The sequence below is a fragment of the Streptomyces sp. NRRL B-24085 genome (assembly GCF_001282115.1).
In the GTDB taxonomy this organism is placed as follows: domain Bacteria; phylum Actinomycetota; class Actinomycetes; order Streptomycetales; family Streptomycetaceae; genus Streptomyces.
Genome location: NZ_LJBR01000136.1, coordinates 1 through 18,661, shown reverse-complemented (window position 1 = coordinate 18,661; position 18,661 = coordinate 1). Strand labels below are relative to the sequence as shown.

At 72.8% G+C, this 18,661-nt stretch carries 12 protein-coding genes and 1 pseudogene; 5 read left to right on the top strand and 8 right to left on the bottom strand.

What is annotated here, in order from left to right; all coding sequences use genetic code 11:
- Nucleotides 1-3: 3 nt before the first annotated feature.
- Together AOJ26_RS16895 and AOJ26_RS16890 are read right to left on the bottom strand one after the other, a co-directional pair.
- Entirely contained in the window at nucleotides 4-1,173 is a 1,170-nt protein-coding gene (locus AOJ26_RS16895; protein WP_053849128.1) for an alanine--tRNA ligase-related protein, read from the bottom strand.
- 207 nt (nucleotides 1,174-1,380) lie between these two features.
- The gene (locus AOJ26_RS16890; protein ID WP_053849127.1) at nucleotides 1,381-1,752 is read right to left on the bottom strand and encodes an ANTAR domain-containing protein; all 372 of its coding nucleotides are present in this window, start codon (nucleotides 1,750-1,752) and stop codon (nucleotides 1,381-1,383) included.
- A gap of 206 nt (nucleotides 1,753-1,958) precedes the next feature.
- On the opposite strand from AOJ26_RS16890, the gene AOJ26_RS16885 reads away from it, so the two are divergent.
- Both AOJ26_RS16885 and AOJ26_RS16880 read left to right on the top strand, forming a co-directional pair.
- A complete protein-coding gene (locus tag AOJ26_RS16885; protein ID WP_053849126.1) occupies nucleotides 1,959-2,918 on the top strand; it encodes a helix-turn-helix transcriptional regulator in 960 nt (319 codons plus the stop codon).
- 95 nt (nucleotides 2,919-3,013) lie between these two features.
- Nucleotides 3,014-4,726, top strand: coding sequence for a hypothetical protein (locus AOJ26_RS16880; RefSeq protein WP_053849125.1), 1,713 nt, complete (start codon nucleotides 3,014-3,016; stop codon nucleotides 4,724-4,726).
- 63 nt (nucleotides 4,727-4,789) lie between these two features.
- On the opposite strand, the gene AOJ26_RS16875 is transcribed toward AOJ26_RS16880, so the two are convergent.
- The 6 genes and pseudogenes from AOJ26_RS16875 to AOJ26_RS16850 form a co-directional block, all read right to left on the bottom strand.
- Nucleotides 4,790-5,431 (bottom strand): cutinase family protein, encoded by a 642-nt coding sequence (locus tag AOJ26_RS16875; protein ID WP_053849124.1) that lies wholly within the window; start codon nucleotides 5,429-5,431, stop codon nucleotides 4,790-4,792.
- Nucleotides 5,432-5,512: 81 nt separating this feature from the next.
- On the bottom strand, nucleotides 5,513-6,745 hold the full coding sequence (locus AOJ26_RS16870; protein ID WP_053849123.1) for a PucR family transcriptional regulator: 1,233 nt from the start codon (nucleotides 6,743-6,745) through the stop codon (nucleotides 5,513-5,515).
- A gap of 122 nt (nucleotides 6,746-6,867) precedes the next feature.
- On the bottom strand, nucleotides 6,868-7,791 hold the full coding sequence (locus AOJ26_RS16865; RefSeq protein ID WP_053849122.1) for an alpha/beta hydrolase: 924 nt from the start codon (nucleotides 7,789-7,791) through the stop codon (nucleotides 6,868-6,870).
- A 16-nt stretch (nucleotides 7,792-7,807) separates the two neighbouring features.
- Nucleotides 7,808-11,761 carry a type I polyketide synthase gene (locus tag AOJ26_RS16860; RefSeq protein ID WP_234358577.1) on the bottom strand — a complete coding sequence of 1,318 codons (3,954 nt, stop codon included), beginning with the start codon at nucleotides 11,759-11,761 and terminating at the stop codon, nucleotides 7,808-7,810.
- A 5-nt stretch (nucleotides 11,762-11,766) separates the two neighbouring features.
- A complete protein-coding gene (locus AOJ26_RS16855; protein ID WP_053849120.1) occupies nucleotides 11,767-13,479 on the bottom strand; it encodes a fatty acyl-AMP ligase in 1,713 nt (570 codons plus the stop codon).
- Between the two features lie 25 nt (nucleotides 13,480-13,504).
- Nucleotides 13,505-15,044, bottom strand: a pseudogene (locus tag AOJ26_RS16850) (acyl-CoA carboxylase subunit beta).
- A 511-nt stretch (nucleotides 15,045-15,555) separates the two neighbouring features.
- Between AOJ26_RS16850 and AOJ26_RS16845 the strand changes: the two are divergent.
- The 3 genes from AOJ26_RS16845 to AOJ26_RS16835 all read left to right on the top strand — a co-directional run bounded on the left by AOJ26_RS16845 (nucleotide 15,556) and on the right by AOJ26_RS16835 (nucleotide 18,356).
- Nucleotides 15,556-15,993, top strand: coding sequence for a DUF485 domain-containing protein (locus AOJ26_RS16845; protein WP_053849119.1), 438 nt, complete (start codon nucleotides 15,556-15,558; stop codon nucleotides 15,991-15,993).
- Complete coding sequence (locus tag AOJ26_RS16840) at nucleotides 15,987-17,579, top strand: cation acetate symporter (protein ID WP_053849118.1); 1,593 nt, start codon at nucleotides 15,987-15,989, stop codon at nucleotides 17,577-17,579. The genes AOJ26_RS16845 and AOJ26_RS16840 overlap by 7 nt, the downstream gene beginning before the upstream one ends.
- A gap of 108 nt (nucleotides 17,580-17,687) precedes the next feature.
- The gene (locus AOJ26_RS16835; RefSeq protein ID WP_053849117.1) at nucleotides 17,688-18,356 is read left to right on the top strand and encodes a YceI family protein; all 669 of its coding nucleotides are present in this window, start codon (nucleotides 17,688-17,690) and stop codon (nucleotides 18,354-18,356) included.
- Nucleotides 18,357-18,661: the final 305 nt, after the last annotated feature.

The window sequence follows — 18,661 nt, the reverse complement described above, 5'->3', positions numbered from 1 at the left end:
CCGTCACCCCTCCCCGCGCAGGCTCAGCACCAGGTCGCGGGGCAGTCCGTGGGTGTCGTGGAGGTAGTCGTAGTCCTCCTCGTTCAGCGGCCCCCGGTACCGCGGCCCGGACAGCAGCCGTCGGCCGCGCTCCAGCAGCCTGTCGAACCGGCGTTCCTCCTCCAGCAGCACGTCCCGCACCAGCCCCGTCCCCGAGTCCGTGCGGAAGTGGTCCAGCGTGTGCTGGAGGAGCTCGACCGGCAGGTCGGCAAGGGTGCGGGACGGGTCGTCGCGCCGCAGGGTGGTGAGCAGCCGGCGCACCAGGCGGCGCAGGACGTATCCGCGGCCGGTGTTGGACGGCCGCACCCCGTCACCGGTCACGACGACGGCGGAGCGCAGGTGGTCGCAGACCAGCCGCAGCGACGGCACGTCGAGCGGCCACAGGGACGGCAGCAGCCGTGTCCAGGGCTCGAACAGATCGGTCTCGTAGACCGAGTCCCGGCCCTGGAGGACGGTGACCAGGCGCTCAAGGCCCATGCCGGTGTCGATGCCGGGGCGCTCCAGGGGCTGGAGCGAGCCGTCCTGGAGGCGCCGGTAGCGCATGCCGACGTGGTTCCAGATCTCCACCCAGCGGGGATCGGTGGTGGGGGTCCCCCGGGGCGGGGTGCGGCCGGTCCACACGAAGATCTCCGAGTCGGGTCCGCACGGGCCGACCGGGCCGTTGGACCACCAGTTGTCCTCCCCGGTGAGCTCCACGGGGACCTCCAGCTCCTCCCAGGTGCGCAGCGAGCCGAGGTCGGGGCCCACCTGCTCGTCACCGCCGAACACCGTGGCGTGGAGCCGGTCGCGGGGGATGCCGAAACCGTCGCGGAGCAGCTCGTACCCCCAGCGCAGGCTCTGCGGGTGGCCGTAGTCGCCGAGCGACCACGAGCCGAGCATCTCGAACACCGTCAGGTGCGTGGAGTCGCCGACCTCGTCGAGATCGGTCGTCCGCAGACAGCGCTGCACATTGACGAGACGGCGGCCCCCGGGATGCGGGCGGCCCTCCAGATACGGGGTGAGCGGATGCATGCCGGAGGTGGTGAACAGCACCGGGTCGCCGGGCGGGGGCAGCAGCGTACTGCCCGTGATCAGGTGGTGGCCGCGTTCGCGGTAGAAGTCGGTGAAGACGCGCAGGGTGCGGTCGGTGTCCATGGCGTGGTCCTTCGGTCTCGTGGGACCGGAAACGACCACGGGAACAGCGCTACGGAATGTCCGGCACCGGCGGTCCGTTTCCGGCCGCCGGGGGAGAGGGGGAGGTCAGGCGTCGGCAGCCGGTGAGCTGGTCGCTCGCGCGGCTGCGACAGAGGTACGGCTGACGGTCTCCATGCGATCAACGGTACGCACGGCCGTCCCGGCCCGTCACTCGGTTTTCCCGGAGAAGGCGCTGTCGTAGCCCCTGCGCCGCTGCGGCGGCCGCACCAGGGGCCGGCCCCCGTGCGCCGCGTGCGCCTCGAGCAGCGCGACCCGCAGCGTCCGGCGGATGTCCGCGGGCAGGCTGCCGGCGTCGGGCCAGCGCACGACGTGCCGGGCCACGTCCCGCAGTTTGGTGTTGGTGCGCTGGGAGACGGTCTTCAGGACCTCCCACCCGTGCTCGGGGCGGAGACCGCTGAGGGCGACGACGACACCGATGGCCTGGTCGACCACGGCGTGCGAGACGAGGGCCTGCCGGAGCTGGGCGACTTCCGTCTGCAGTTCCTCGACCTTCGCGGCCAGCTCTTCGTGGTGCGTCATCCCGGCCCTGTCGCCCTCTCCCCCTGTCGCCCGGCGCCTCCGACGGTCGCCGCCCGGTCCAGCCTGCCCGCTCGCACCGGTTCTGACGAGCCAGTGGACGCACACCGTGTGACCTGGCAGGACAGAAAACGAAACCGGTCCGCAGCTTCGCGACGTTCGCGGGTAGGTGCGAGTGAGGAGCAAGAGAAGGAGAGGCCTCCGCCGCGATGGAGACGCTGACGTTCGACAGCGACGATCTGGACCGCACCGAGGAGTTCCTCAGCCGTGCCTACGCGAAGATGCGCATCGGCAACGGCACCCCGGACAGCAGCCGGGCCCGGATCCACCGCAGCGCCATCGACTCGGTCAGCGTCGACGAGCTCGACCTGGACTTCGACATGAGCTACGCGGTCACCCCGCTGGGCCGGATCTGTCTGTGCGTGGTCCACGAGGGCACCATCGAGGACCACGTGTACCAGGGGGTCTCGGACTCCTTCGGCCCCGGCGACGTGGTGTCCTTCGCCCCGCCGGAACTGTCCTACGCGGGCCGTGTCCACGCGGCCCGCTACAACATCACCATGCTGGACCCGGACCTGCTCAGCCAGGTCGCGGCCACCACCGGCCCCCGGCGCACGGAACCGGTCCGGCTGACCGGGCACCGGCCGATCACCCCCGCAGCGGGCGAGCGGCTGCGGGCGACCATCCGCTATGTGCAGGACCACGTCCTGGCGGACGCCGCGGTCGCCGACCAGCCGCTGGTGGCCTCCACCGCCGCCCAGCACCTGGCCGCGGCCGTCCTGGCCACCTTCCCCAACACCGCGGTCACCGACCCCACCGGCCCGGACCGCCAGGACGCCCATCCCCCCGCCCTGCGCCGCGCCCTCGCCTACATCGACGACCACGCAGACCGGCCCCTCACGGTCGTCCAGATCGCGGAGGCGGCCCACATCAGCGTCCGCGCGCTCCAGTACGCCTTCCGCCGGCACCTGGACACCACCCCGCTCGCCTACCTCCGCCAGGTCCGCCTGTCCCACGCCCACGACGAGCTGGCGGCCGCCGACCCCGAGAACGGGTCCACGGTCACCGGCATCGCCGCCCGCTGGGGCTTCTACCACCCGGGCCGCTTCGCCACCCTGTACCGGCAGACCTACGACCGCTCACCGCGCCGTACGCTGCGCGAGGACTGAGACCTCTCCGCCGCTGGTGACAAAGCGTCCACCGGCTCCTGCGTTCTTGTGAGCAACTCCCGAGGGCGCGGTCCGCGCCGCCCTACGGTCCCCGCATGAACACGAGTCGCAGCAGAGGAAGCAGGTGGCGCACCGCAGCGCTGGCGGTGCTGCTGACCACCGGGGCGTTCACCGTGTCGTCGCCGACCGCCCAGGGAGACAGCGCGAGAACCGAGACGGCCGTGGCCACGAGCGGCGGCGTCACCGAGACCCTGGTGCGGGTGAAGGTCCCGCTGCCCGCGTCCTTCGGCGCCCGGCCCGCGGCGTGCGACTGGCTGTCGTACCTGCGCTACCGGTCCGCCGACGGCCCCGCGGCACCGGCCGCCGCCGACCGGGTCCTGATCGCCCAGCCGGGCATCCTGGAGGGGGCCGGAGCCTTCGACAGCGTCGCCCGCAACACCGTGGCCCGCGCCGCCGAGCAGGGCCGGCACATCGAGTTCTGGGCCCTGGACCGGCGCTCCAACTGCCTGGAGGACCGCACCGGCATCGCCTCCGGCGACCAGCACACCGCCGTCGACTACTACTACCGCGGCAAACAGGTCCAGGGCCGCACCTTCGCCGGGTTCGCCGGCAACGACAAGCTCGGATGGATGGCGAGGCTCGGCATCGAACAGACCGTCCGCGACGAGTACGACCTGCTCACCGCCGAACTGCCCGACCCGGGCGTCCGCAAGGACAAGGTGCTGTGCGGCGGCCACTCCCTCGGCGGAGTCGTCACCGGCTACTTCGCCACCGCCGACTTCGACGGCGACCCCGCAACCACCGCCGACGCCGGACACAACCAGTGCGCCGGCTGGTTCGCCCTCGACACCACCGTCTCCACCTCCCTCGGCGACCTGAGCGGCAGCATCCCGGACGACGCCAACCTGCCCGACGTGGGCCTCGGTTACGGCGTCGTGCAGGCCGGACTCGACAGCGGAGTGCTCCCGCGCTCGCTGTCCGCACCCGTCCTGCTCAACCCCGAGACCATGACCCTGCTCGCCATCGCGGGCGTGGGCGCCCTCCAGGACCCCGGCGGCGAGGCCGACCTGCCGTCCTATCTGCCCGCCAACACCAACATCGAGGCCACCAACCGCTTCCTGTTCTCCAAGGACACCGCCGCCTTCCTCACCGGCTCACCCGGCGTGAAGGACTTCCGGCTCACCAACCAAGCCGTGCTCGGCGCCCTCATGGACGACCAGTCCGTACCGCTCGCCTTCCTCCAGAGCAGCGTCGGCTTCTTCGACGGCGGACCGGTCACCGACAAGAACTTCCCCGCGGCCAACGGGAGTTCTTCGCAGCCGGGCCTCTTCGGCACCGAGTACAAGGCGATCCCGGCCGTGCCCCACGGCCCCCTCTACACCTGGCGGAACTACGACCGGGTCGGCGATCCGGACGACCCCGGGTACAGGTCGTCCGACGGAACGCCCTTCACCTCCGCGGGCAAGGAGGTCACCGACATCCAGGAGCTGGCCCGCAGCATGGCCGCGCAACCGCTGGACTTCACCGAGCAGTACTTTCCGACCAAGCTCGTCACCGACCTCGAACTGTCCACGTCCCCGCAGGTGAAGCGGCTCGTCGTGCACCCGGACGGGCTCACCGCCAATCCGACGCTCACGGTCCTCGCCGGCGACGGACTGCTCGCCGGCCGGGTCCCCGCCGACCTGCACCCCGTGGTCGCGGACGGCTACCAGCACCTCGACGTGCTGACGGCCGCGCCGGTGCAGAACAACGGCCGGCCCGAGCCGGTGTCCGCCGCCCTCACCGAATTCGCCCGCACTCCCCGATGACTCCGTACAGGCGAGGGCCCGGGAGGAGTTGCTCCCGGGCCCTCGCCTGTACGGTCGTTCCGCTCAGACCCTGCCGGCGGCGAAGGTGGCCGCCGCGTCGGCGTTCGCCGTGTAGCCGAGGTGGGCGAGCGTGTCGTTGCCGCCCGCCTCGCAGACGGGGTCGCCCTTGGCGCAGAAGTCGACGGTGCGGCTCTGGTACGTGCCGGTGACGCTCTTGCCGATCGCCCGGATCGGATTGCCGAACAGCAGCACCGCGGCCACCCGGGACTCCAGTGCGGCGGGAATGGTGGCCACGATGGGACTTCCGACCACCGCGCCCGCGCTGCTGATGCCGATGGAGTTGTCGACGACGTTCGCGCCCTGCGAGTAGCCGACCAGAATGAAGCGCTGGTTCGGACAGGCGGCCGCCTGGCTGTTCACGTGGTTCACCAGGTCCGCGTTGCCCTGCGCGGCCGACGTGGGGGAGAGGTCCGCGGGATAGTTCACCCTGTAGCTGCTCAGGCTCCGGCCGCTGATTTTCCGCTGGAGTGCGGAAAGGACCGGGTCGCCGACTATCAGTCCGAGGCTGCCGGGCTCGAACGTGCCGCGAGCGGCCACGACGTCGATGTCCGCGCAGGCCGCGGCGGCCGCCGGCGGTGCCGAGAGGGTGACCACGGAGGCCCCGCCGACCAGCGAGAGCGCGGCCAGGCACAAGCGAATACGCATGGGGGGATCCTTTGCGGGTGGGGCGTCTGAAACGCCTGTGGAAAGGATGTCCCGAACGTATTCGCTGGGCCGTCTTCCGTGTTATGGACGGGAATTCAGGAATTCCTCGCCCTTTTGTGCGGTGGTGAGTGCCAGAATGAGATCAAGACGCGAACCCGGATCGTGCAGCGCGTCCCCGAAGACCTTCTCCAGCTGACGCAGCCGATAACGCACGGTCTGCGGATGCACATGGAGGCGGGCGGCGACGTCGGGCACATTGCTGCCGCTGAGCAGCCACGCCAGCAGCGTCTCGGCCAGCCGCTCCCGCTGCCCCTCCGACACCGCGTCGAGCGGAGCGAGGACCCGTCCCCGGAGCTGGTCGAGCATCGGTTCGTCGCTGTGCAGCAGCAGAGTCGACAGGTGGTCCGCACAGCGCACCACGCCCTGCCGGGGAAGGATCCCGCGACCCATCAGCCCCAGCGCCCGGGTGGCCCAGCGCAGTGACTGGGCGGCCTCGGCGAGCGGCACCGTGGGTCCGATCGCGGCCGGCCTCCCGCGCAGTGCGAGGCTGAAGGCCCGCCCGCCGAAACGCCCGGAGCCGTCCGGGTCGGGGATCAGCATCCGCGGCGGCCGCGACTCCATGTCCACCAGCGCCCCCGCGGCGGCCAGCGGCCGGTCCTCCTCCCGCTGGTCCGGGGTGGCCGCGAGCGCGACGACCGCGACCTGTCTGGGCACCGGCCACCGGGCCCCGTGCGCCAGATCCTGCACCGCCGCCGCGGCGACCGGCCCCTCGTCGAGCAGCAGGCCCAGCAGGCGCCTGCGCCGCCGTTCCAGCTCGTCGGTGTTGTGCGCGCGGGTCTCGGAGTACCCGGCCGCCGCCGCCTCCGCGACCTCGTGCACCGTGCGGAAGGCGAGCTCGCCCAGGGTGGTGACAACCGCGGAGTCGAGGCCGAGCTCCTCCGCCGTGCGGCCCATCAGCCGCCAGGCGTGCAGCCCCCCGACCCGCAGCGCGCACTGCAGGGCGTCCAGACTGCGCCCCTCCAGGGCCTCGCCGCGCCCGAGTTCGTAGTACGTCGCCGCGATCGCGTCCCCGCGGCCGCGCGGGTCGGCGATGTGGTCGACGAACAGGGTCAGCGCCTGCACCACACCGGCTCTGAGGTTCTCCCGGTAGGTCCCGTCGGCCGGGCGCGCGTACTCGGGCACCTGCCGGCGGACCTCCTCCTCGACCTCGTCGGCGACGTCCTCCAGCCGGGAGCGCAGCAGGTCGGCGAGATCGGGCGGTACCGGGGCGGCACCGAGGTGCTCCGGAACACCGTGCGGGACGGGGGTGGCCAAGGCGGACCCTCCTTTCACCCGGAAGCGGCTCACCCGCGGACTGTTGCCCGTGGGGCGAGGGGTGAGTCCCGTGTTGGACGGACGGCCCCCGCGTTGCGTTCCGTGCCCCGACGGCAGCGACTTCACTCCGGCACCCCCAGCCCACGGGCGAGCATCGGCCACGAGGCGGTGAACTCCCGCTTCCAGTAGGCCCAGTCGTGCCCCCCGCCCGCGTAGAAGTGCGTGGTGACCGGGATGCGCAGCAGCGCGAGCGCGTCGGTGAAGCTGTGCGCGGACGGCCACAGGGCGCTCTCCAGGGCCTCGGGCAGCCAGTCGCCCGTGCCGCCCGCGAGCCCGCTGCCGCTGGAGACGTACAGGGCGGTGCCGCGCAGCCCCGTCGCTCTGTCCCGCGGGTTGAAGTCGCGCCAGGTGAGCAGGTTCAGGAAGGGGTTGCCCCACAGGGACGCGGGCGCCAGGTTCTCGCGGGCCACGATGGCGTCCACGAGGGTGGGCACACCGGGCGCCATGGTGTCGAGGATGCCGCTGTAGGAGGCCGCGGCGGTGAAGGTGCCCGGGTGGCGGGCCGCGTGCGCCATCGCTCCGTAGCCGCCGGTGGACACCCCCGCGACGACCCGTGTTCCGGAGGCCCGGTAGTCGCGGGCGAGCAGCGCCGGGACCTCCTTGAGCTGGAAGGTCTCGTAGTCGGGCCCGCCGCGCCAGGCGGTGGGGATGCCCGTGGGGCCCGCGTCGGGCATGGCCACGATCAGGTTCCGGCCCTCGGTGAAGGCCTCGATGTCCGTCTCCCGGGTCCAGGACGTGTAGTCGTCGTGGGCGCCGTGCAGCAGGTACAGCACCGGGTAGGTGCGGGTGGGCTGCGCGTCGAACCCGGACGGCAGGATCAGGCGCACCGGGGCGCTGCGGCCCAGGGCGGCGGAGGGCACGGACACGTCCCTGGTGCGTGACCCGAGCGCGGAGGCGGTCCCGGCGCCGAACAGGGCGGCCAGGCCGGCGCCGGCCGCGGCCTTGGTGACGGTACGTCGGGACACTCCGGTGGTGCGTCGGTGCATGGCGGCTCTCCTCGGGTCACGTTCGGCGGGTCCCTGCGGCGAGCTCGCGCCCCAGGTGGGCGGCGATCTCGTCGACGTGCGGCGGGTCGAGCAGCGACAGATGGTGTCCCGTGACCGGTACGACGGTCAGGCGCGGGCACACCTCGTCCCAGCCCAGGGCCGGGTCGTCGCGCTCGTAGGCGGGGTCGCGCACGGTGTGCGGAGCGGGCTCGGTGGCCCGGTACAGGATCACCGGCCCGTCGTGGCGGCCCGGCGCGTGGGCCTCGCCGATCCTCAGGTCCAGGTAGGAGGAGCGCTGGTGCTCCAGGGCGGCGGGCGGTACGTCGGCGGCCGCGCGCAGGACGTCCAGCACGGTGTCGATGCGCTCGCCGTCGTCGTCCATGGCGACGAGGTCGTCGTACGGCAGGTCCAGCGGAACCCCGTAGGTGTCCTGGACGTGACGGGCGAAGCCCTCGAAGTGGGTGCGGAGCCGGTCGGCAGGCGTGCGGCCGGGCCGGGGCAGGGGCCGTACGGAGTCGATGAGGACCACGAGCTCCACGTCCCGGCCCGCGGCGGTGAGGTGCCGTGCGGTCTCCTGGGCGACGAACCCGCCGAAGGACCAACCGCCCAGCAGGCAGGGCCCTTCGGGGTGCAGGGCCATGACGGCTTCGGCGTAGCGGCGGGCCTTCCCGGTCACCGTGGCAGCGTCCTCCAGGCGTTCGAGTCCGTACACGGGCCGGTCGTCGCCCAGGCGTTCGACGAGCCCCCGGTAGACGTCGGTCGTTCCGCCGGCCGCGTGGACGAGGAAGAGCGGCGGCCGGGTGCCGGTGCGGCGCAGCGGGCGCACCGGGCCGGTCCGGATCCGGTCGGCCGCCTCCTGGACCGTGGCGGCGCCCAGCAGGTCGCGCAGCGGCAGTTCGACGCCGAACTCCCGCTCCAGGGCGGTGCGGACGCGGACCGCCATCAGCGAGTCCAGCCCGAGACCGGCCAGCGCGGTGGCGGGGGTGATCCGGCCGGCGGGGTGCCCGGTGACGGCCGCGATGTGATGGCACAGGCGGGCGGCGACGGAGGTGTCCTGCCCGGCCGGCACATCCTCGGCCGGCGTCTCCTCGGCCGGCGTCTGCGGGGAGGCGGGCGTCCGGGCCGGTGAGGCGCCCCGTCCGTCCGTCCACCAGTGCCGCACATGCCTCCAGCGCGGTGCGGGCAGGTCGACGACCCGCCCCGCGGGCAGCGGCAGCGGCATGCCCGCGCAGTACAGGGCGCCCACCTGCGTGAGGAAGTCGCCGCATCCGTCGGCGTCCCGCCGCAGGGTGCCGATCGCGAGGGCGCCGGGCGCGTTCTCGGTGACGGCCCGGCCCAGGACCGGGTGCGGGGAGATCTCCACGAAGGCGGTGTGGCCGTCGGCGGCGGCCGCGGCGACGGCCCGGTCCAGCCGTACGGGCCGACGCAGGTTCGCGGCCCAGTGGGCGGCGTCGAAGACGCAGTCGCCGCGCGGGTCGTCCAGGACGGTGGAGTACACGGGCACCCGGGGCGCCCGGCCGCCGACGTCGGCCAGTGCCTCGGTCAACTCGCCGAGCAGTGGCTCCACTTGGGGCGAATGGCCCGCGCCGACGACCCGCATGGACCGTGCGGTGCGCCCCTGCTCCTCCAGCCACCGCACCAGACGCGCCACCGCCGGTTCCTCGCCGGTCACGACCTTCTGCCCGGGCGAGGAGTGGACGGCGACCTGCACACCGGGGAAGTCCCGCGCCAGCGCGTCGAGTTCACCGTCGGAGAGGTCGACGACCGCCATCGCCCCGCCCTTCAGCCGGCCGAGCAGCGCTGCCCTGACGGAGACGATCCGGGCGCCCTCCGCGGCGTCCAGGGCGCCCGCGCAGACCGCCGCGGCCACCTCGCCCAGCGAGTGGCCGATGACGGCGGCGGGTTCGACGCCGTAGGAGCGCCACAGCTCGGCGAGCGCCACCTGGAGTCCGAACAGCACCGGCTGGGCCACCTCCAACCGGTCCAGCCCGCTCCCGGACGCGAGACGGTCGGACAGGGACAGTCCGCACTCCGCGTCGAGCTTCTCCACGGCGGCGGCGAAGGCGGGCTCCTCGGCCAGCAACCGGCGTCCCATCCCGGCCCATTGGCTGCCGTACCCGGAGAAGACCCACACCGGGCCGGGCCCCACGAGATCGCGCTCACCGGTCACCACCCGGCCGTGCGGGCGGCCCTGCGCCAACGCGTCCAGCCCGTCCGCGAGTTCGTCCCGGTCCCGGGCGACGACCGCCGCGCGCACTCCGCCGCGACCCGCCCGGCCCGCCAGGGTGCGGGCCACGTCGGCCGGGTGCGCGGCCGACGTCCGCAGCCGGCCGGCGAGCCGGGCCGCGGTGTCCCGCAGCCGTTCCTCGCCCACGTCGGACAGGACGTGGAGGCGGGCGCCGGGTTCCTCGGCCGGGCGCGGCGGCAGGACGCCGGGCCGCCATTCCTCCAGCACGGCGTGCGCGTTGGTGCCGCCGAACCCGAACCCGGAGACCCCGGCGACGGCCGTACCGCCGTAGCGCGGCCAGGGCTCGCCCTCGGTGACCACACGCAGCCGTTCGTCGCCCAGTGCGCTGCCCTCGGCACAGTGCAGGGACGGCGGGACGACGTCGTGGTGCAGGGCCAGCACGGTCTTGACCAGCCCGGCGATGCCCGCGGCGGCCTCCAGGTGTCCCAGGTTCGACTTCACGGAGCCGAGGAGCAGCGGCTGGTCGGGGTCGCGGCCCGCGCCGAGCACGGCGCCGAGTGCGCCCGCCTCGATGGGGTCGCCGAGGGGGGTGCCGGTGCCGTGCGCCTCCACGTAGTCGACCTGGGCGGGGGCGAGGCCTGCCCGGGCGTACGCGGTGGCCAACAGGGCCTGCTGGGCGGCCGGGTTGGGGGCTAGGAGGCCGTTGGAGCGGCCGTCGGAGTTGACGGCCGTGGCGCGGATGACGGCGAGCACGCGGTCGCCGTCCCGTTCGGCGTCGGACAGCCGCTTCAGGAGCACGGCCGCGCAGCCCTCACCGCGTCCGATGCCGTCGGCGTCCGGCGCGAACGGTTTGCACCGTCCGTCCGGGGCGAGGGCGCCCGCCCGCCGGAACGCCACGGAGACGGCGGGGGACAGCAGCAGGTTGACGCCCGCGGCGATCGCCGTGTCGCTCTCGCCGGTGCGCAGGCTCACACAGGCATGGTGCACGGCGACCAGAGAGGAGGAGCATGCGGTGTCCACGGCCATGCTCGGCCCGCGGGTGTCCAGCACGTACGCCAGCCGTCCCGCGGTCACGCTCAGCGCACCGCCCGCCGGGGCCCAGGGGTCGACGGCCGCCGGGTCGGCGCCGGTGAGGCAGCCGTACTCGGGGGCGGAGACCCCGACGAAGACGCCGGTCGCGGTGCCCGCCAGGGAGGCGGCCGGGACGGCGGCGTGGGCGAGGGCCTCGTGGACGACCTCCAGCAGGATGCGCTGCTGCGGGTCCATGACGGCGGCCTCGCGCGGGGTGATCCGGAAGAAGTCCGCGTCGAACCCGGCGATGTCGTCGAGGTAGCCGCCGTACGGGGGCGCGTCCTCGGGCGGGAAGGCGGTGAAGTCGCGCCAGCGGTCCTCCGGGACCCGTCTGATCGCGTCCACCCCGTCGGTCAGCAGCCGCCAGAAGTCCGCGGGGCCGTGCACCCCGCCGGGCAGACGGCAGCCGAGGCCGACGACGGCGACGGGCTCCGCGGCGGGAGCCGCCGTGGCGGGGACGGGCGGTCGGATCTCCGACGGTGTACGGCACAGATGCTCCACCAGCGCCTCCCCGGTGGGCGCCTCCCACAGCAGCGTGGGCGGCAGCTCCCGCCCCGTCAGCCGGGAGAGGTCCCCGGCCAGCACGACCGCCTCCCGCGAGGACATGCCGAGGTCCGCCAGCGGCCGGTCCATCGGGACGTCCGCGACGGCCGTGCCGGTCCACCCGGCGACACGCTCCGCGACCAGCCGGCGCACCACGTTCGCGTCCACGGCCCTCACGCGGCGCCGCCCGCCGCGTAGGCACCCGCCAGGTACCGCTCACGTGTCAGCGCCCGCGACACCTTGCCGCTCGACGTCCGCGGCACCGTCCCCGGCGGGACGAGCAGCACCTCGGCGAGCCGCACGCCGTGCCGCCCGGACACGGCCGCCCGCACGTCCCGTACCAGAGCAGGTACGTCGATCTCCGCGAGGCTCGTGGTCCGCGCGTGCTCGGCCACCACGACCACCCGTTCACCGGAGGCTCCGGCCACCCCGAACGCGGCGAGCCGGTCGCGCCGTACCGCCGGGTGCGTCTCCTGGACGGTGGCCTCCAGGTCCTGCGGATAGTGGTTGCGCCCGTCGACGACGATGAGGTCCTTCAGCCGGCCGGTGACGATCAACTGCCCCTGCACGACCGTCCCCAGGTCACCGGTGCGCAGCGTGCCGTCCGTGCCGAAGACGCGCCGGGTCTGCTCGTCCCGGTTCCAGTAACCGCGGCCCACGTTGGGGCCCCGCACCTGGATCTCGCCGACCTCGCCCTCGGACAGCCGGTCGCCGGAGACCGGGTCGACGACGGAGACCTCCTGGCCCACCGGGGTCCCGCAGCCCGCCAGCAGCACGGCGCGGGGATCGTCGGGCCGCGTGGGCAGCGCCTTGCCCTCGGCGAGCGCGTCCCGGTCGAGGGCGAACCGGCGCACCGGTTCCCCGGGCCGGGCGGCGCTGACGAAGACGGTCGCCTCGGCGAGCCCGTACGACGGGCAGTGCGTCGTGGCCGCGAGCCCCTGGGCGGCGAACGCGGCCCGGAACCGCTCGGCCGTGGTGGGCCGGACCGGTTCGCTGCCGTTGATCAGCGCGAGAACCCCGTCCAGCCGCAGGTCCGCCTTCTGCTCCTCGGTCACCGTCGAGGCGCAGTAGTCGTAGGCGAAGTTGGGCGCCGCGCTCAACGCCCGCGGGTGGGCGGACAGCAGCCGCAGCCAGCGCGCGGGTTCGTGCAGGAAGGCGACCGGGTCCATGAGCACCGACAGCAGCCCGCGCACGACCGGGGCGGCCACACTGAGGACGAGCCCCATGTCGTGGTAGAGCGGCAGCCAGCCCACGAAGGTCACCTGCTGGACGTCGGCCCCGTAAGCGCCCAGTGCCTGCCAGGCGTTGGCGACGACGTTGGCGTGGCCGATCTCCACCCCGGCCGGGGTGCGCGTCGATCCGGAGGTGTACTGGAGGTAGGCGATCTCCCCTTCGGGGAGCGGGAGTTCCCGCGCGGCGGCATCCGGCACCCCGTCCACGGCGATGACCCGCGCGGTCGTGCCCTCGCACAAGTCACGCGCCTCCTGCTGTACCTGACTTGTCGTCAGCACCACCGCGGGGCTCGCGTCGGACAGGACGGCCGCCAGCCGGTCACCGTGGCCGGGCAGGCCCGGCGGATACATCGGTACGGCGACCATTCCGGCCGCGAGCGCTCCGAGGAACCCGGTGACGTACTCCAGCCCCTGGGGGCACAGCACCGCGACCCGTGCCCCCGGCTCGGCCTCCTCGGCGAGCCGGGCGGCCACCGCCCGTACGCGCACGTCGAGCCGGCGCCAGGTCAGGGTGCGGTGGACCCCGCGGGAGTGCGGGGCGGGGTGGTCGACGAAGGTGAACGCCCGGCGGTCCGGGGCGGTGCGGGCCCAGTGGTGCACGTACTCCGGCAGACTCCGGAACGCGGGGGCGAGCGGGGGACGGCGGATGTCCATCGGGCAGGTCTCCTCGCGGGGCAGGTCAGAGCGGGATGTTGCCGTGCCGGCGTTCCGGCATCGGGGCGCGCTTGCCGCGCAGCGCCCGCAGGGCACGGCAGATGTGGGCACGGGTGTCGCGGGGCGATGACGGCGTCGACGTAGCCGCGCTCGGCGGCCGGATAGGGCGTTCCGTGGGTGTTCTCGTAGGCGTCCACGAGACGGGCCCGCAACGCCTCGGGCTCGTCGGAGGCGGCCAGTTCACGCCGGTGCAGGACGCCCACCGCGCCCTCGGCGCCCATCACCGCGATCCGGGCGGTGGGCCAGGCGAGGTTGACGTCGGCGCCCAGGTGCTTGGAACCCATCACCGCGTATCCGCCGCCGTACGCCTTGCGCACCACCACCGTCACCTTCGGCACGGTCGCCTCGGCGTACGCGTACAGCAGTTTGGCGCCGCGCCGGATGATCCCGGCCTGCTCCTGCCGCACCCCGGAGAGATAGCCCGGCACATCGGCGAAGGTCAGCAGCGGAATGCCGAACGCGTCGCAGAACCGCACGAACCGCGCGGCCTTCTCGGAGGCGTCGATGTCCAGCACCCCGGCCGCGTGCAGCGGCTGATTGGCGACGACACCGACGGACGTGCCCTCGACGAGGGCCAGCGCACAGATGATGTTCGGCGCGAACAGCTCCTGTACCTCCAGGAGTTCACCGTCGTCGACGACCGCCCGCAGGATGTCCCGCATGTCGTAGGCCTGTCCTAGCCGGTCCGGCACGATCTCGTCGAGCGGTACGTCGGCGGGGGGCGGCAGTGGGGCGTACTGCGGCGGCATCTCCAGGTTGTTGACGGGCAGGTACGACAGCAGCTCCCGTACGGTGTCCAGGGCCTCGATCTCGTCGGCCGCGAGGAAGTGGGCGTTGCCGCTCAGGGAGTTGCTGGTGCGGGCGCCGCCCAGTTCCTCGGCGCTGGTGCGCTCCCCGGTGACCGCCTCGATGACGTCGGGCCCGGTGACGAACATGTGCGAGGCGCCGTCCACCATCACGGTGAAGTCGGTGATGGCGGGGGAGTAGGCGGCCCCGCCGGCGCACGGGCCGAGGACGACGGAGATCTGCGGGACAACCCCGGACGCCTGGACGTTGCGGCGCACCAGCTCGGCGTAGAGGGCGAGCGAGACGACGCCCTCCTGGATGCGGGCGCCGCCGCCGTCGTTGAGGCCGATGACCGGGCAGCCGGTCCTGAGGGCGAGGTCCATCAGCGCCACGGTCTTCTCGCCGAAGGCCTCGCCCATGCTGCCGCCGAAGACCGTGGAGTCCTGCGAGAAGACGCAGACGGGCCGCCCGTCGACCGTGCCGTAGCCGGTGATCACACCGTCCCCGTACGGGCGGTCGGCGCCGTCCCCGGTGGGCCGGGCCCGCACGAACAGACCGGTCTCGGTGAACGAGCCGGAATCCAGCAGCAGGTCGATCCGCTCCCGGGCGCCGAACTTGCCGCGTCGTCTGGGCCTGTTCCCGGCCACGGCCTGCGCCCGGCGGGCTTCGAGCGCGAGGACGCGGTCGGCGGTGCGGTCGGGCAGGCGTGTCGTCGTCACCTCTAGTGTCACAGCCACCTCCGAAGTGGCCTTCGAATATGGCAGCGCCCCCGGCGCGGGCCGAGCCCCGGGCCGTTCTGTTTGCGCGAGGTGAGTCCCGGGAGGCCGGCCTTGCTCCGCCGGTGACAAGGGTCCGTGCACGACGAGGGCACGCACGGTGCGCTGCATTTGAGACAACCTGGCCGGCGGGAAGGTGCAGACCTATTCCTCAGGTCCGCCTTTTCGCAGGCCGTGAGAAGCCGTGTGCGTGAATCGAACCACGTGAATGAGTCAGTTTCCCGATTCGGTTCGACCTCCCGGTTGATAGTTCAACGGGGCCGCTGCAACAATCCCGGTCCTGGCCTCGTCGCCACCCCCGACTCCCCGGCCCGACCGCCTGACAAGGCTTGTCGTCAAGCGCGCAATTCGAAGCGCGTGAATTCCAGATTCACCATTCCCCCACAGTCCGCACAATGCATGACTCCGGCGTGCCTTCGAAGCGACGACCGGCGCGGCAGTAAAGAAGGTGCATGTGTCACGGCACTCCACCCCGGGGCTCGGCGGGCCGCCGAGCCCCTTCGAAGCGGGCCCAGGACCGGCCCACCGGCCCTCGGTGTCCCGCCAGCCCGCCTACCAGTCGCTGCGCCGCAGCCACCGGCGCTTCGGCGTGCGGGCCACGGCTGTCGCCGTCGGCGGTTTCCTGCTGTACGTCCTGCTGTCCAGCTTCGCGCCCGGCCTGATGAACACCCCCGCCAGCGGCCACCTCACGGTCGGACTGGCGCTGGGCCTCGGCCAGTTCGCGCTGATGGGCGTGATCGTGTGGCGCTACCTCGTGCACATGCGCACCCGCGTCACCCCCGTGGTCCGCGGGCTGCGCGGCCTGGTCCGCCACCAGGCGAGCGCGGAACGCGAACGCGCGGCCTTCGAGGCGCGCACGGCCCCCCGTGAGGAGGAGTTCCGCCCATGGTGACGACCGGAGCCTCCGTCGTGGACCGCCTCAGCCTCCAGCTGACGCTCGTGCTCTTCCTGTCCGTGGTCGTCGTGACCCTGTTCACCGCGTTGCTGACCGCACCCCAGCGCGACGAGATCGGGGAGTTCTACCTCGGCAACCGGGCCATGTCCCCGCTGCGCAACGGGCTGGCCATGTGCGGCGACTACCTGTCGGCCGCCACCCTCCTCGGCAGCACCGGACTGGTCGCCCTGACCGGCTACGACGGACTGCTCTACCTGTGCGGCACCGCGGTCGCCTGGATGATGGTCCTGCTGCTGATCGCCGAACCCCTGCGCAACACCGGCAGGTTCACCCTCGGCGACACCCTGGCGCTCCGCCTGTCCCGCATGCAGCGACCGGTCCGACTCGCCCTGGCCCTGTGCACGCTGGCCATCGCCACCCTCTATCTGGTGGCCCAACTCGTCGGCAGTGTTGCCCTGTTGACCCAGTTCACCGGCGAGCCCAGCACCGCCACCCGCACCCTGTGCGTCGTCGTCATCGGCACCGTCGTCATCGTCTACGCCGCCATCGGAGGCATGCCCGGCGCCACCTTCATCCAGGTCGTCAAGGCGGTCATGCTCATCTGCGGTGTCAGCGTGGCCGTCGTGATGGTGCTCCACCGCTTCGACTGGGACTTCGAGAACCTGCTCGCCGCGGCCGCGGACAACAGCGGACAGGGCACGCGGTTCCTGGAACCCGGACTGCGCTACGGAGCCAGCACCACCAGCAAACTCGACTTCTTCAGCCTCCAGTTGGCCATCGTCCTCGGCCTCGCCGCCCTCCCGCACGTGATGATGCGCCTGCTCGCCCCGAAGTCGGCCGACGTGCTGCGCACCTCGGTGGTGTGGGCCATGGGCCTGGTCAGCTTCGTCTGCCTGGCGGCCGGCGTCCTCGGCCTCGGCGCCACCGCGGTGCTGACCGGCGACACCATCGCGGAGAACGACCGCACCGGGAACGCGGCCGTCCTGCTGCTGGCCCACGAACTCGGCGGCGCCGTCCTGACCGCCCTGCTGTCCTGCCTCGCCTTCGTCACCCTCCTCGCGGTCGCCGCGGGCCTCACCCTGGCCGCCGCCTCCTCGCTCGCCCACGACCTCTACGGAGAGGTGATCCGCAAGGGCAGGGCCACACAGACGGAGGAACTGGCCGTCGCCCGGCTCGCGGCGGCCGTCATCGGCGTGCTCGGCATGCTGCTCGCGCTGATCTCCTGGGGCGCCAACTCCGCGACCCTCGCCTTCCTCGCCTTCGCCATCGCCGCGTCCGCCCTCCTGCCGACCCTCGTCTTCACCCTCTTCTGGCACCGCTTCACCGCGCAGGGCGCACTGCTGAGCCTGTGCGGAGGGCTGCTCACCTCGGTGCTCCTGGTCGTCTTCTCCCCGGTCGTCTCCTCCGTCCCCGCCTCGCTCTACCCGGACGCCGATTTCGCCTGGTTTCCCTTGCAGAATCCCGGAATCGTCTCCATTCCGGCCGGCTTCCTCCTCGGCTGGCTGGGGTCGGTACTCAGCCGTCCCGAAGCAAAGGAGACATACGAGGACTTCGAAGTGCACACCCTCGTCGGAGCCGACTAGCCGATTTCCGCCGACTTTTCCGGGAACCGTGTGGCGAACACGTGGATATTTCGTCGACAGCGGAGCACGGCTTGCGGCGACAACTCCCGTGCAGTAATTAGGTGATGTATGAACTTGTTCAACCGTGGCACCATGTTCCGTCGCACGGACCGCACGGAAGCCGCCGACGATTCCCAGCCCCCCACCGGGTCGTCGGCCACTGCCACAGCCGTCCTCTCCGACCCGCGACTGGCGGCCCTGACCGGGGAATGGGCCATCGACCCCGCACACAGCAGGATCGGCTTCTCCGTACGCCACGCCATGGTGACTACCGTGCGCGGGGCGTTCACGGAGTACCAGAGCCGCCTGTACTTCGACGGCCGCGACCCGTCCCGTTCGAAGGCGGAGATCATCATCTCCACCGGCAGCGTCGACACCGGGGTGGAGCAGCGCGACGGCCACCTGGTGGGACGGGACTTCCTGGACGCCTCGACCTACCCGCGCATGCGGTTCGTCAGCACGGCCGTGGAGCCCGTCGGTCCGGACGTGTACCGGATGACCGGCGACCTCACCATCAAGGCGACCACCCGCCCAGTGGTCCTGGAACTCACCTACATCGGCCATGTCACCGACCCGTTCGGCTACCAGCGGGCCGGCTTCGACGGCACCACCACCATCAACCGCTCCGAGTGGGGCCTGACCTACAGCACGAAGCTCGCCGAGGGCGGCGCCATGGTCAGCGAGAAGGTACGCCTCCAGTTCGACATCGCCGCGATCCGCACCCCTCCGGTCGGCTGACCGGCACCCGCCGCGCACGAGGAGCGGGCCCCGGACTCGTCCGAGTCCGGGGCCCGCTCCACTGTTCCGCCGGGTGTCAGCGTCCGCGCACCAGCCCGGCCAGATAACGCCACAAGGAGGAACGCGGCCGTACGGCGTCGGCCTCCTCGGCCGGACCGGTCCCGGCTGCGGCGGGCAGCGGCGGGAGCGGGGGCACGGGCTGTGTCTGTCGTGCCCGAGAGCGTGTACCGCACCGGGAGCGACCGCAGACCGCGCATGAACGGCGAGGAGCGCCAGGGCAGTTGGTCGACCGGCAGCGACAACTC